Source organism: Mycolicibacterium peregrinum (genome assembly GCF_001665625.1).
Lineage (GTDB): Bacteria > Actinomycetota > Actinomycetes > Mycobacteriales > Mycobacteriaceae > Mycobacterium > Mycobacterium peregrinum_B.
Genome location: NZ_LZSY01000114.1, coordinates 1 through 13,489, shown reverse-complemented (window position 1 = coordinate 13,489; position 13,489 = coordinate 1). Strand labels below are relative to the sequence as shown.

The following is a 13,489-nucleotide window of genomic DNA, read 5'->3' as shown; positions in this document are numbered from 1 at the left end:
GAGCGCAGCGTAGGCATCGGCTGTTAATTCTGTGTTACGGGCCTGCAAGGAGTTAGCAGGAGAGGTTGCCCGGGGAGCCCTGGGTGACGAAGAAGTTCAGCACCGCGGTGTCGACGCAGGCGTTCCCGTTGAACACCACGGTGTGTTGGGTGCCCTTGAACGAGATGAGCGCCGCGTCCATTTGCCGGGCCAGTTCCACCCCGGCCTGGTACGGCGTGGCCGGGTCGCCGGTGGTGGACACCACCACGACCTTGCCCGGCCCGGGCCCGGTGACCGGGTGGGGTGACGACGTCGCGGGCACCGGCCAGAGCGCGCAGATGTCCCGCGGCGCGTATCCGGTGAACTCGCCGTAGGACATGAACGGGGCGGCAGCACGGGTCCGCTGATCCGCGTCGGCCCACACCGCTGGGTCGGTGGGGAACGGCGTGTCGACGCACCGGATCGCGGTGAACGCATCCTGCATGTTCTGGTAGTGCCCGGTTCCATCGCGGCGCCAGTAGTCGTCGGCGAGCAACAGCAGGTCGCCGGCGTCGGTGCCACGCGTCAACCCGAGCAGCCCGCTGGTCAGGTACGGCCAGTAGCGCGCCGAATACAGGGCGTTGCCGGTGCCGGTGATCGCGTCGGCGTAGCCGAGTCCACGCGGGTCCGCAGTGGGGTGCGGCGTCGTCACCAGTGGATCCACGAGCCCTTGGTACCGGCTGACGAACTGGGCAGGGTCGGTGCCCAGGGGGCAGTCGGCTGACGTCGCGCATTCCGCGGCGTAGGTGTCGAAGGCCTTCTGGAAGCCGGCGAGTTGGCGGACGTTCTTGGTGATCGGATCCAGGCTGGGGTCTATCGCGCCGTCGAGCACCATCGTGCGCACCCGGTTCCCGAACTGTTCGGCGTACGCGCTGCCCAGTTCGGTGCCGTAAGAGAAGCCCAGATAGTTGATCTGTTCCTCCCCCAGCGCGGCCCGCACCGCGTCCATGTCCCGTACGGCGGAGGCGGTGCCGACATTGGCCAGGAACGGTGCGCCCATGCGGTCGAGGCACTGCTGGGCGAACTGGCGGTAGACATCTTCGATGTGGGCGACCCCGGCGGGGCTGTAATCGGCCATCGGCTCGCGGCGGTAGGCGTCGATCTCGGCGTCGGTGCGGCAGCGCAGCTCCGGGGTGGAATGCCCGACGCCGCGCGGATCGAAGCCCACCAGATCGAAATGATCGGTGAGTGGGGAGCCGGCCAGGGCGGCACCCATGCCGGCGACGGTGTCCACCGCCGAGGCGCCGGGGCCGCCCGGGTTGATGAACAGGGCGCCGATCCGCTGCCCGCTGGCAGGTATCCGGATGACGGCCAATTGCGCTTGTGCGCCTTGGGGGTCCGGGGAATTCCAATCGATCGGAACGGCGACCGTGCTGCACTGCGCTGTCGGAATCCGTGCCGGATCTTGCACCCATTGAGCGCAACTTCCCCACTCCGGCCCGGATTCCGGCGCAGCAGCCGCGACAGGTACCGCGACCGGGCACACCAAGGCAGATGCGCTGAGCAGAGTCACCGCAAGGGCGCTCGCCGCCCGCCTACCCGCCCACCACACGGCAGTCATGGTCGCACGGCGGCCACCGCCGGGTCTGCGCCTGAGGCCGAGCAGAGATCGGCCGGAGACCAACCGGTGACTTTTGACGGTCGGGGCGGTCAGCAACGGGTTCCGGGCGGGGGCACCGTCACGTCGACGAGGTAGGTCGCGGCGATGTCGTCGATGCACTTGTTGCCCTGGAACACCACGGTGTGCTGGGTGCCCTCGAAGGTCACCAGGGTGCCGCCGAGTTGGCGGGCCAGGTCGACGCCCGCCTGGTAGGGCGTGGCCGGGTCGTTGGTGGTCGAGACCACCAGGGTCGGAGGCAGTCCCTTCACCGAGATCTCGTGCGGCTTGCTGGTGGGCGGCACCGGCCAGAACGCGCACGTGCCCATGGGCGCATGCCCGGTGAACTCGCCGTAGCTCATGAACGGGGCCACCTCTCGGGCCCGCCGGTCCTCTTCGACGACGGTGGCCCGGTCGGTGATCGCGGGCTTGTCCACGCAGTTCACCGCGACGCGCACGTCAGTCGAATTGTTGTAGTGGCCCTTGGCGTCTCGGCCCATGTAGAGGTCTGCCAACGCCAGCATGACGTCACCGTTGCCGTTCTTGAGTCCGGTCAGACCCTCGGTGAGGTGCCGCCACAGGTTCGGCGAGTACAGGGGCAGGATCGTGCCCACCGTGGCGTCGCTGTAACCCAGCCCGCGCTGATCGCGGGTCTTGGCGGGGTGCTCCACCAGCGGGTCGATCAGGCTCTTGTACACCTCGACGGCCTTGGCCGGATCGGTGCCCAGCGGGCAGTCGGGGTTCTTGGTGGTGCAGTCGGTGGCGTAGTCGTCGAAGGCCTTCTGGAACGCCGCGGCCTGACGGATGTCTTCTTCCACCGGGTCCGCGTTGGGGTCGACGGCACCGTCGAGGATCATCGCGCGGACCTTCTGCGGGAACTGCTCGGCATAGGTGGCGCCGATGCGGGTGCCGTACGAGTAGCCGAGGTAGGTCAGCTTGTCGTCGCCGAGGGCAACCCGGATGGCATCCAGATCCTTGGCGACGTTCTCGGTGCCGACGTTCTCGAGGAACTCCTTGCCCATCTTGTCGACGCAGCGCTGAACGAACTTCTTGGTCTCGTTCTCCAGATGCTCGACGCCTTCGGGGGTGTATTCCACCGTCGGGTCGGCGCGCAGCCGGTCGTTGTCTTCGTCGGAGTTGCACCACACCGCGGGTGTGGAGGATCCGACACCGCGCGGATCGAACCCGACGATGTCGAAGCGGTCCTTGACCGACTGCGGCAGGCCCGACAACAGGGAGACGGCCGATTCCACGCCGGATTCACCGGGGCCGCCGGGGTTGATCACCAGCGAGCCGATCTTCTGGCCCGCGGCCGGGAACCGGATCATCGCCAGGCGGGCGACGTCGCCGTCAGGCTTCGAGTAGTCGACCGGCACCGACAGCATCCCGCATTCGGCGTTGTCGGGGATCTGCACGTGGTCACCGGAGCCGGCGTTGCACGGCAGCCATTGCACCGGCGTGCCGGGCCGCGGAACGGCGATCTTGGCCTGGCCATCGACCACCTGGGTGCAGCCCGCCGCGGCCACCGCCGTCATTGCCAGCAGCGCGCCGAACCTCATCCTGAACTTCATGGCTGACCATGCTGCCATGGCACGACATCGCCGCAGGCCGGGCCTGGTCACGAGGTGCCCCGACGCTATCGGGTAGCGGCAAGGAGTTCGTCGAGCGCGACGTGGAAATCGTCGGCCATATCCCACAGGTCAGGCAGCAGATCCGGGCAGGACATGATGCCGACGTCGAGCTTGCCGGTCAGCGACATCACGGTGATGTTGAGCCCCGATCCGTGGAAGATCGGGCCCAGCGGGTACATGGCCTTGACCTCACACCCCAGTAGGTACAGCGGGTCCTGTGGCCCGGGAACGTTCGAGATGACGAGATTGTGGACGGGTTTGGCCCCGGACAGGCGGCTGGCCGCGTACACCCGCATCGCGGCGCCGAACACCGCCGGTGCCGCGAACTGGGTCCAGTCCTGCAGCAACGTCGCACCGATCGCGGAACTGTGTTGCTTGGCAACGGAATTCGATTCGGCGATGGCCCGCAGGCGCTCAGCCGGATCCTCGATGTTGGTCTCCAGCTTGGAGAACATCCCCGACACCTGATTGCGGCCGGGCCGGTTCGAGCGGTCGTGCACCGATACCGGCACCATCGCGACCAGCGAGCTTTCCGGCAGTTCACCTCGGTCGTGCAGGAAGGTGCGAAGCACGCCGGACACCAGCGCCATCACCACGTCGTTGACCTTGACGTCGAAGTGGTTCTTGACGGTCTTGATGTCATCGAGGTCCAACTGGGCGAACGCCACGCTGCGCTGGCCGGTGATGTTGGTGTTGAACGCAGTCTTCGGCGCGTTGAAGGGGGCCGCCATCGCCTGCCCGTTGATTGCCCGGCGCACCGTGTCGATGACCGTGCTCGCCGTGGAGGGCAGCACGTTCGCCAGCTTCAGTGGCCGGCTCACGAACCTGAGTGCCCCGCTGATGGCGATCTCGGCGCCGGTGGCACCGCCCACCCCGTCGACCGGGTCCGGGGGCGGCGCATCCGCCACGGTCGTGCACAGCTGCGACATCAGGTTGGCGCCGGTCACCCCGTCGACGCCGGAGTGGTGCACCTTCGTCATCAGCGCCAATCGGCCCCCGGCGTGAGCGTCGGTGCCCGCCACGTTCTCGATGACCCACATCTCCCACAACGGCCGGGTCCGGTCCAACGGAAGCGACGCGATGTGTCCGCAGATCTCGGACAGCTCGGCCCGCCCACCGGGCCCGGGCAGGCCGATCCGGTGCAGGTGCCGGTTGACGTCAAAGTCCTTGTCTTCCACCCGCACCGGGTGGTCGAGATTGAACCGGCTGTCGGCCAGCTTCTCCCGGAATTGCGGCATCGCCTTGATGGTCAGGGTAAGCGCGTCACGCATCCGGTCGAAGGTGTAGCCGCCCGGCATGGTCGAGGTGTCCAGTTCCAGCACCGAACACACGTGCATGGGCTGCGCAGCAGTTTCGAGGTACAGGAAGCTGGCGTCGAGTCCGCTGAGCCGTTGCATGCCGCTGATGTTAGGGCTCCGCGCACGAACTGTGAGGAAATCCACTCGAACGTCGCTTTGGCCTTCAATACGTGCAGTGGCAGACTTGCAATTGTCAGCCGAACCCGGGGACCGCAGAGCGGCCTCGAGGATCGAACCGACCATCACAAGGGACGACGATGTCTGAACAGTCTGTTTATGGTGCTTCCGATTCTGTCGAAGCCAAGCCGCGCACCAAAGTCCGCACGCTGACACTGCAAAAGTGGAAGTCCGAAGGCCACAAGTGGGCGATGCTCACGTGTTACGACTACTCCAGCGCCCGGGTATTCGACGAGGCCGAGATTCCGGTACTGCTGGTCGGCGACTCGGCCGCAAACGTGGTCTACGGCTACGACACCACCGTGCCGATCTCCATCGATGAGCTGATCCCGTTGGCCCGCGCGGTAGTCAAGGGCGCCCCGCACGCCCTGGTGATCGCCGACCTGCCGTTCGGCAGCTACGAGAGCAGCCCCACCCAGGCGCTGGCGACCGCCACCCGCTTCATGAAGGAGACCGGCGCGCAGGCCATCAAACTCGAGGGTGGTGAGCGGATGGCCGATCAGATCGCGACGCTGTCCGCCGCGGGTATCCCGGTGGTCGCGCACATCGGCTTCACGCCGCAGAGTGTCAACGGGCTGGGCGGGTTCCGCGTGCAGGGTCGCGGCGATGCCGCCGAGCAGACCATTCACGACGCGATCGCCGTGCAGGAAGCCGGTGCCATCGCGGTGGTGCTGGAGATGGTGCCCGCCGAGCTGGCCACGCAGATCACCGGCAAGTTGACCATCCCCACCGTCGGCATCGGGGCCGGCCCCAACTGCGATGCCCAGGTGCTCGTCTGGCAGGACATGGCCGGACTCACCAGTGGTAAGACCGCCAAGTTCGTGAAGCGTTTCGGCGACGTGGGCGGCGAACTGCACCGTGCGGCAACGCAGTACGCCCACGACGTGGCGTCCGGGGTGTTCCCGGCCGAAGAGCACTCTTACTGATCTCCCCCGCCGAGATCAACGAAAACGTCGCTGGAGAACGGATTCAGCGACGTTTTTGTTGATCTGGCGGTGCGTTGATCCGTGTGACGATTGGGCGTGTGAACAGCGACCAAGACAAGCCCGCTGACGGCGCCCCACCGAGTCGAATTGCCTCGTTCTCTGCCGGCGCCGCCATTGTCCTGCTGTTGTCGGCGATTGCACTGGCCGTCTGGAGTCGCCTCGACGCCAAGTTCGGCGTGGTCGGCGATGCCGCTCCCCCTTCGGGCGTCGACGAGCATCCGTGGAACTCGGCCACCTTCCTTTCGGTGTCGGCAGCCGTCGTCGCCGTACTGCTTCTGATCCCCCTTCAGCGCACCATGCGGTCTCGGGCTGCGGCTCTGCCACCCCGTTGGGCCTCCGTGGGCGTAGTGGCGGTCTGCGCCCTCGTGTTCCTCGCCGCATTCAGCACCGGCGCGCTGGGCTACGTCCGGGAAGTCATGAGTGAAGGCCCCATCACAGCGGCGCTGCCAGCGGCGATCGGTGCCTGGGTGCTTGCCATCGCAGGTGCAGTCGCCACGGTGTTCGCGGGCTTCGGGCTGCCCTGGTGGACTCGACGCGTGAAGTCGGCGCTGGTGGTCGGTGTCGTCGTCGCGGTCGTGGTGTCCGGGGCGGTGGCCGTCGCCGCGGGGTTCGCCGGTAACGACGCCAGATTCATCGACGCGACCACGGCGGATCGAGTCGACGTTCCGCCGTACCCGACAGCGCTCGGCCAGCATAAATTCAGCGTGAAACTACCTGCCGCGCTCGGCACGTCCGCCGATCCCCAATACGAAATCTGGCCGGCAGGAGCGGGTTTTGTGGTCACTCACGCGGGAGCCGTCACCGCCTATGGTGCCGACGGCAACGAGCGGTGGCACTATCGCAGAACCGGACCGGGAAAGACCGTCATGTCGGCGCGGGTCTACGACCAGGGGGCCACCGTGGTCATAGCGGACTTCGGTGCCGCACCGTCCCTCGCCCGGGACCGGAAATATGTTCTGCTGGGCCTGGACGCCGTTACCGGGCAATGGCTGTGGACCCGCCGGGACGCGCGGTTGACATCGGCGTTCCTCGGCGAATCGGGTCTATATGACCCCGATCCGTTTCTCATCGACCGCACCGACGAGACCTGGACCCGTTTCGATGCCCGCACCGGTGAACCGATGTGGTCGGTGGCCAATCCCCGTGGCGACTGCAAGGAGCAACGCGCGGCCGATACCGGCAACCGCCTCACGTCCCTGTTGTGGTGCGAGCGCGAGAACGACGGGCGGCGCGTGGTGAACCAGAGAATCCTCGCAGCCGATCCGCTGAACGGTGAGAAGCTCTGGGAGCACACCTACTTGCCGGACGTATCCCTCGATGACGATTCCTGGCGCGACTATTCGGTCTACCCGTTCCCGACCGGCTCGTCCGGCCTGTACCTACGGGTCGATGCGAACGACCCGCAGCGCGCGAGCGATTTCTACGTCGATCCGGGTAGGCAACTCGTCGTGCCGCTGCCGGTGGATGTCGGCGCGCAGACCACACCGGCACCCGCCGACGACTTCCTGGTCCGCCACCACTACAACGGACGCAGGTGGGACGTGCTGTCGGTGTACGGCAACGACGGAAAGCCGAAATGCGCCACCACAACCCCGCTAGAGGCCGCGGGCTCTCTGTTGCCGGACCGCAGGCAGTCCGAAGTGGGTTACGTGGCGTTGCGCGATGGCTTCGTGGTGTACGACTACGGCCCGAACTTCAGGTACGACGAACATTCGTTCTTGCGGATGTTCAGCAATACGACCTGTCAGCCGATGTCCGAAGTCCCCTTCGACGCGATCCTCGGACTGGTGGCCGCGCCCGGCGTCGTGTTGGCACTACGCCAGGACGTTCCCGACATGGAGACCGTGGTGATCGAGGGCTATGCCTGAGTGTTCGCGGCCTGAGCGTTCGCGGCCCGAGCGCCTAGGCGAAGTCAGGCTTGCGCTTGGCCAGGAACGCGTCGACGCCCTCGCGGCCGTCGGCGGAGTTGGCCCGCTCGGCGATGAACCGCCCTTCGGCAGCCATCTGCTCTTCGAGGCTGTTCTTGAACGAGGACACCAGCAGCGACTTGACCGCGCCGTTGGATCCGCCGGACCCGGTGGCCACCTGCTCGGCCAGTTTGGCGGCACGCGCGGCCAGTTCGTCGCCGACGACCACCTCGGTGACCAGTCCCCACTCCTGCGCCTCGGTGGCCGAGAGCGTGCGGTTGGTGAGGATGAGTTCCTGCGCCCGGCGCAAGCCGACGAGTCGCGGCAGGTGATAGGACGCGCTGCCGTCGGGGCTCAGGCCCACCTTGGTGTAGGCCATGGTGAAGGTGGCGGATTCGGCGGCCAGGACCAGGTCACCGGTCACCGCGAGGCTGAACCCGGCGCCGGCCGCGGTGCCGTTGACCGCGGTGATCAGCACGGCGTCCATCCGGGCGAACGACGAGATGGCCTGGTGCAGGTCGTCGGCGACGCCCTTGATGAACTGGCCCCGGTCGGGTGCGGTGGCGAACGATTTCAGGTCGCCACCCGCGCAGAAGAACCGGCCCGCACCGGTCAGCACCACGACCTTGGTCGCAGGCGTGTCGCAGCGCCGCGCAGCGTCGGCCAGTTCGCGAGTCATGGTGTCGTTCATGCCATTCGCGGCGTCCGGGCGGTTCAGCGTGATGTACGCGACGGCTCCGGACTGTTCGAACGAGATGGCTTCATAGGTGGGCTCGGTCACGGCCCGAACTCTAGCGGGCCGGGGTTTGCGGCGGTCGCACCCCCAGTCGAGCCGCGGTGGCAGTCACCAGCGGACTGAAGTCGCCGTCGAACCCGAGGATCCGCAGCGCCGCCTCCGCGATCACCCAGGGCTGCGCGGGCGTGCCCTCGACCTCGTCGGAGCGGGTGTTGACCACCGATTCCACCAATCGGAACGGCAGGTCGGCGGCCGCGGGTGGACCACCGCACTCGGCGATCACCGCCTCTGACAATCTGCGGTACACCTCGCGAAGCTCGGCGCGTCGTTGCCGGAACGGCGCGAACCGGTCGGTCCGGAGCTCGGGAAGCAGATAGAGGGCACCCAGATTCCACCGTCCCGCACACAACTGGCGCGCATCGGCGACGGCGAGGATGTGCAGGCGTTGCGCCGCCGTACCCGCGCCGTCGAGCAATTCGGCGCCCAGGCGCAGGGCCTCGTCGACGGTGCCGGCCAGCAGGGCGTCGAGGATGTCGTCCTTGGTGGCGAAATGGTGATACAGCGAGGCTTGTCGCACCCCGACCTCGTCGGCGATCCGCCGGGTCGAGGTGCTGGCGTAGCCGTGGTTGGTGAACAGTTCGGCGGCGGCGTCAAGGATCTGTTCCCGGGCAGTCGTGCCCGGTCGCCGCGGCCGCTCCAGCCGCGGGCGTCCGCGCCCGGCACTGGCGCTCGCCGGTGTCGTCTCAGCCCCCATGCCAGCAACAGTAAGAGACGTCTGCGGACATGACCGTCAGCGCGGTCGGGACAGCGCCAAGTCTTGATGTTGCTGTGACCGGACACCGGTCGTGGCACCCACCCGAATATGGCACGCTGGTGCCATCCGATCTCCCGCCTCCGGTGCACAGCGAAGGTGACTATGGCTCCCGGCAAATCCAAGACCGCGAGATACACCGAAATCGAGCGGAAGTTCGCCGTCACCGAGGACACCGTCTCGCCCTCGTTCGAGGGTTTGTCGGCCGTCACCGAGGTGGAACACACCCCGACCCAGCATCTGGATGCGGTGTACTTCGACACCCCTGATCGCGACCTGGCAGCGCACCGCATCACGTTGCGGCGCCGCACCGGCGGCAACGACGCGGGCTGGCACCTGAAGCTCCCGGCCGGAGTCGACACCCGCACCGAGGTCCGCGCGCCTCTGGGCGCGGGCACCGACACAGTGCCCGAGGATCTGCGCGACATCGTGCTGGCGATCGTCCGGGATCGTCCGCTGGCTCCGGTGGCCCGGATCAGCACCGAACGCCACGTCGAGGTACTGCACGGAGCGGACGGCGTCGCACTGGCCGAATTCTGTGATGACCGGGTGACCGCTTCGGCCACCGAAGGCGAAGAACAGAGCTGGCGCGAGTGGGAGCTGGAACTGCTCACCGCCGATGTGCCCGACGACCTGATGGATCGACTGTCGAACCGGCTCGCGGATGCCGGCGCGGAACCGGCCGGGCACGGTTCGAAGCTGGCCAAGGTCCTCGGTACCGACCAGGCCCCGGCCCCGACGCCCCCGGCTGATCCGGTGCACCGGGCCATCGCCGAGCAGATCGACGCGCTGCTGGAGTGGGACCGGGCCGTACGCGCGGACGCCTACGACTCGGTACATCAGATGCGGGTTACGACCCGCAAGATCCGCAGTCTGCTGCAGGAGTCCAAGGACTCTTTCGGGCTGGATGACGACGGCTGGGTGCTCGACGAGTTGCGGGCGCTGGCCGCTGTCCTGGGTGTGGCCCGCGATGCCGAGGTGCTGGGCGAGCGTTATCAGCGCGCACTCGACGAGATGCCCGCCGAGCTGGTCCGCGGCCCGGTGCGCCAGCGTCTGGTCGAGGGTGCCAACCGCCGCTACACCGCGGGTTGGCGACGTTCGCTGTTGGCGATGCGGTCACAACGCTACTTCCGGTTGCTGGACTCACTGGAAGAGTTGGTCGGTGCCGAGAAGCCCGAATCTGCGGACGGCTCTGCGCCTTCGGTGACCATCGACGCCGCGTACAAGCGGGTACGTAAGGCGGCCAAGACCGCCGCGGCGGTGGCTGCCGAAGATGCCAGCGCCGAGGAGAAGGATGAGGCGCTACACCGGATCCGCAAGGGCGCCAAACGGCTTCGTTATACCGCGGCTGCCACCGGGGCGGACAAGGTGTCCGATCGGGCGAAGAGCATCCAGTCCCTGCTGGGCGACCACCAGGACAGCGTGGTGAGCAAGGCACACCTGAGCACCCAAGCCGATGCCGCACATGCCGCCGGCGAGGACACCTTCACCTACGGGCTGCTCTATCAACAGGAGCACGACGCCGCCCAGCAGTCCCGGGCGTTGTTGGACGACGCGCTGAAGAAGTTGGCCAAGGCGGTGCGCAAGGCCCACTAGGGGGCTGAGGGCGAACGAGTTGGCCTGTAAGCCGGATTCTGTCCCTCGCCCCCAGAGGGCGAGGCGGCGACCATCCATCTGGACACACCGTCGCCGGGTGCCTCGAGCGGCCTACCCGCAGGCTCGGGCGAGCAGCCCTCGAACGCCTGCGCGGCCGCAACCAGGTTGCGGCCTTCTTGGCCTTGCTTCGGGTGGGGTTTGCCTAGCCACCCCGGTCACCCGGGGTGCTGGTGCGCTCTTACCGCACCGTTTCACCCTTACCCCTGGCCGCAAGGGCTCAGGTGGCGGTCTGTTTTCTGTGGCACTTTCCCGCGAGTCGCCTCGGATTGCCGTTAGCAATCACCCTGCTCTGTGAAGTCCGGACTTTCCTCGACACCCGAGGGTGCCGCGGCCGCCCAGCCAACTCGTTCGCGCTGGTCAGACTACCCTCAAAATCATGGCTCAGGTGCCACCGGCACGATATTTGCTCCGTGCGAAGGATCTGGCGGACGCCCGCTACGCGGATCCGATCACCGTCGACGACCTTGCCGCGGCGGCCGGCTTGTCCCGGGCGCATTTCAGCCGCACGTTCACCCGCACCTTCGGTGAGTCTCCGCGCGCCTATCTGCAGAGCCGGCGCCTGGAACGGGCTGCGGCGCTGCTGCGCAACACCGACCGCTCGGTGGCGGACATCTGCGTGATGGTCGGCCTACACAGCGTGGGGTCGTTCACCACCAGTTTCGCTCGCGTGTACGGCAAGCCTCCCGCGGCCTATCGCGCCGGCCTGCCGCCTGCGATGCTGCGCGCCCCGGTGCCCAGTTGCATTCTGGCGCGCGATACCCGGCGGGCCCACACCGGCCGAGCCAAGACAGCACAAACGGAGAAGACGGCCGGGCCAGAGCGGACGTAGCGTCTGCTCATGATGAAAATCGCTTACACGCATCTGTGGGTTCACGATCAGGAAGTCGCGTTGAAGTTCTGGACCGAAAAGGTGGGAATGGAAGTGCGCGAAGATGTTTCGTTTCCGGAGGAGATGGGCAACTTCCGGTGGGTCACGGTCGGCCCGCCGGGACAGGAGGACGTCGGCATCGTGCTGATGGCTGTACCCGGCGAGCCCGTGATGGATGAATCGACCCGCAAGCAGGTCCAGGATCTGACCGCAAAGGGCTTCGCCGGCACGGTGTTTCTGACCACCGACGACTGCCAGAAGAGCTACGAGGAGCTCACCGCCCGCGGCGTCGAGTTCACCGAGCCGCCCAATCAGATGCCCTACGGCATCGACTCCGGGTTCCGTGACCCATCGGGCAACAGCATCCGGCTGACCCAACGCACGGACTAACCCGCGTTACCAAGCCGCGGTGACTAAGCCGCGGCCGGGCAGCGCGCGAACTCGATCGCGACCCGCAACTCGGTCACGCTCTCGTACCTCTCGACTGGCCCGGGTGGCGGCGGGGCGGCGGACCGATAGGCCACCCCCGTCGGAGTGACGAATTCGGCTGTGTGTAGGCCGTTCTCGTCACTGGTCGTCACCCTCCACCCGGGTGACTCTTTGACGTAGTTGCACCGTTCGCATTCGCCGAGACCGTTGCGCGCACTGGTGGGACCACCCCCGGCATGCGGTTGGGCGTGGTCGTGATGGCGGATCGGCGCGTCGCAGTACGGGGTTCTGCAGGTCTGATCCCGCAATCCGATGAATTGGGCCAGCGCCTTGGGAAACAGCCGCGACCGCGACTCCATCGCCGCCAATGCACCGGACACCGGATGCCGGTAGAGCCGCCGCAGCGTCGCACGCGACCGTTCGTCGGCCACCGCGTCACTCACGAGGGAACGGGCCACCGACGCCGGCACCGGCCCGTATCCCTCGACCACGGCCGGGTTCTCGTCGCCCGCCAACAGGGTCTGGTCGGAGAGCAACAGATTGACCGCTACCGGCTCAGGCACCGTGACAGGGCGGCCGGTCACCCGCTCTGCCACGGTGTCGGCCATCACCTGCCCGCGGGTCCGACCGTCGAACGTCGTATCAGCGCTGCGTTTGAGCGCCGCATACACGCCGACGCCCTTCTGCACCGGCAACAACACCGTCAGCCGCGCCATGCAGTCCGGTGCCGGCCGGATCCAGACATTCCGGTCCTCTGCCGCCTTCGCCGCCCGGTCGACGACAGCCTGCGGATCCAGGCGGTACGCGATCTTCTTGGCGTCCGCCTCAATTCGCTTGTCACCCATACCGTCGAGCTTCGTGACGTCGGCACACATCTCGGCGTCCAATTCACGCCGATCCTCGACCGACAGGCACGCCGACTCCCGCACGATCAACGTGGCCCGCCATTCTGACAACACGCCGGACTCCAGCGCCGCCAACGTATGCGGCATCTCGTACACCAGCGCCTTGGCGAACCCGAGATGCCGACTCCCCCGGTTCGGCGAATCATGACGAGCCAGCGCAACCTCCGAAGCCACCCCGCGGCCCAGTTTGGCGCGCGACACTCCCGCCGCCGCCTCGGCGGCCCGGCGCTTCGCGTCCAACAGGGCCGCACACCGGGCCTGCCCGGCAGCCGCGGCCGACTTGGCCCGCTCGAGTTCCTCGATGCGCCGATGCAGCGTCGCCTCGTCATCATGCGGGTTGACCTGCGACAACCTGGACATATCGAACATATTTTCGACTATGCCACAGCGGTATGACCGCGTTGACTCATCAGAAATGCGCGCGTACGGGTGATTCGTTGCCTCATTGAAAATGCGCGCGTAGGCCCAGT

General features: G+C 67.2%; 11 protein-coding genes and 1 other RNA gene. 5 read left to right on the top strand and 7 right to left on the bottom strand.

Annotated features, from left to right (window positions below):
• Nucleotides 1-52 precede the first annotated feature (52 nt).
• The 3 genes from A5779_RS17935 to A5779_RS17925 all read right to left on the bottom strand — a co-directional run bounded on the left by A5779_RS17935 (nt 53) and on the right by A5779_RS17925 (nt 4,643).
• Entirely contained in the window at nt 53-1,579 is a 1,527-nt protein-coding gene (locus A5779_RS17935; protein WP_064884226.1) for an alpha/beta hydrolase, read from the bottom strand.
• An 89-nt stretch (nt 1,580-1,668) separates the two neighbouring features.
• Nucleotides 1,669-3,186 carry an alpha/beta hydrolase gene (locus A5779_RS17930; RefSeq protein WP_236732067.1) on the bottom strand — a complete coding sequence of 506 codons (1,518 nt, stop codon included), beginning with the start codon at nt 3,184-3,186 and terminating at the stop codon, nt 1,669-1,671.
• A 65-nt stretch (nt 3,187-3,251) separates the two neighbouring features.
• A complete protein-coding gene (locus A5779_RS17925; RefSeq protein WP_064884176.1) occupies nt 3,252-4,643 on the bottom strand; it encodes a WS/DGAT/MGAT family O-acyltransferase in 1,392 nt (463 codons plus the stop codon).
• A gap of 158 nt (nt 4,644-4,801) precedes the next feature.
• Between A5779_RS17925 and panB the strand changes: the two genes are divergently transcribed.
• Together panB and A5779_RS17915 are read left to right on the top strand one after the other, a co-directional pair.
• Nucleotides 4,802-5,647 carry a 3-methyl-2-oxobutanoate hydroxymethyltransferase gene (panB, locus tag A5779_RS17920; RefSeq protein ID WP_055115148.1) on the top strand — a complete coding sequence of 282 codons (846 nt, stop codon included), beginning with the start codon at nt 4,802-4,804 and terminating at the stop codon, nt 5,645-5,647.
• Nucleotides 5,648-5,745: 98 nt separating this feature from the next.
• Entirely contained in the window at nt 5,746-7,575 is a 1,830-nt protein-coding gene (locus A5779_RS17915; RefSeq protein WP_064884174.1) for a BamB-related PQQ repeat family beta-propellar protein, read from the top strand.
• A 34-nt stretch (nt 7,576-7,609) separates the two neighbouring features.
• Here A5779_RS17915 and A5779_RS17910 read toward each other — a convergent pair whose 3' ends face one another.
• The gene (locus A5779_RS17910; protein WP_064884172.1) at nt 7,610-8,395 is read right to left on the bottom strand and encodes an enoyl-CoA hydratase/isomerase family protein; all 786 of its coding nucleotides are present in this window, start codon (nt 8,393-8,395) and stop codon (nt 7,610-7,612) included.
• Between the two features lie 10 nt (nt 8,396-8,405).
• Entirely contained in the window at nt 8,406-9,104 is a 699-nt protein-coding gene (locus tag A5779_RS17905) for a TetR/AcrR family transcriptional regulator (protein WP_064884170.1), read from the bottom strand.
• 162 nt (nt 9,105-9,266) lie between these two features.
• Here A5779_RS17905 and A5779_RS17900 point away from each other — a divergent pair, with 162 nt between their 5' ends.
• Nucleotides 9,267-10,757, top strand: coding sequence for a CYTH and CHAD domain-containing protein (locus A5779_RS17900; protein WP_064884168.1), 1,491 nt, complete (start codon nt 9,267-9,269; stop codon nt 10,755-10,757).
• An 11-nt stretch (nt 10,758-10,768) separates the two neighbouring features.
• Here the strand turns inward: A5779_RS17900 and rnpB are convergent.
• An RNA gene (gene rnpB / locus A5779_RS17895) (RNase P RNA component class A) lies at nt 10,769-11,164 on the bottom strand.
• Nucleotides 11,165-11,193: 29 nt separating this feature from the next.
• On the opposite strand from rnpB, the gene A5779_RS17890 reads away from it, so the two are divergent.
• On the top strand, nt 11,194-11,646 hold the full coding sequence (locus A5779_RS17890) for a helix-turn-helix transcriptional regulator (RefSeq protein ID WP_064884166.1): 453 nt from the start codon (nt 11,194-11,196) through the stop codon (nt 11,644-11,646).
• A 9-nt stretch (nt 11,647-11,655) separates the two neighbouring features.
• Nucleotides 11,656-12,075: a VOC family protein gene (locus tag A5779_RS17885; protein ID WP_055115161.1), complete on the top strand. Its 420-nt coding sequence runs from the start codon at nt 11,656-11,658 to the stop codon at nt 12,073-12,075.
• Nucleotides 12,076-12,098: 23 nt separating this feature from the next.
• Here the strand turns inward: A5779_RS17885 and A5779_RS17880 are convergent, their stop codons facing one another.
• A complete protein-coding gene (locus A5779_RS17880; RefSeq protein ID WP_064884163.1) occupies nt 12,099-13,388 on the bottom strand; it encodes a DUF222 domain-containing protein in 1,290 nt (429 codons plus the stop codon).
• Nucleotides 13,389-13,489: the final 101 nt, after the last annotated feature.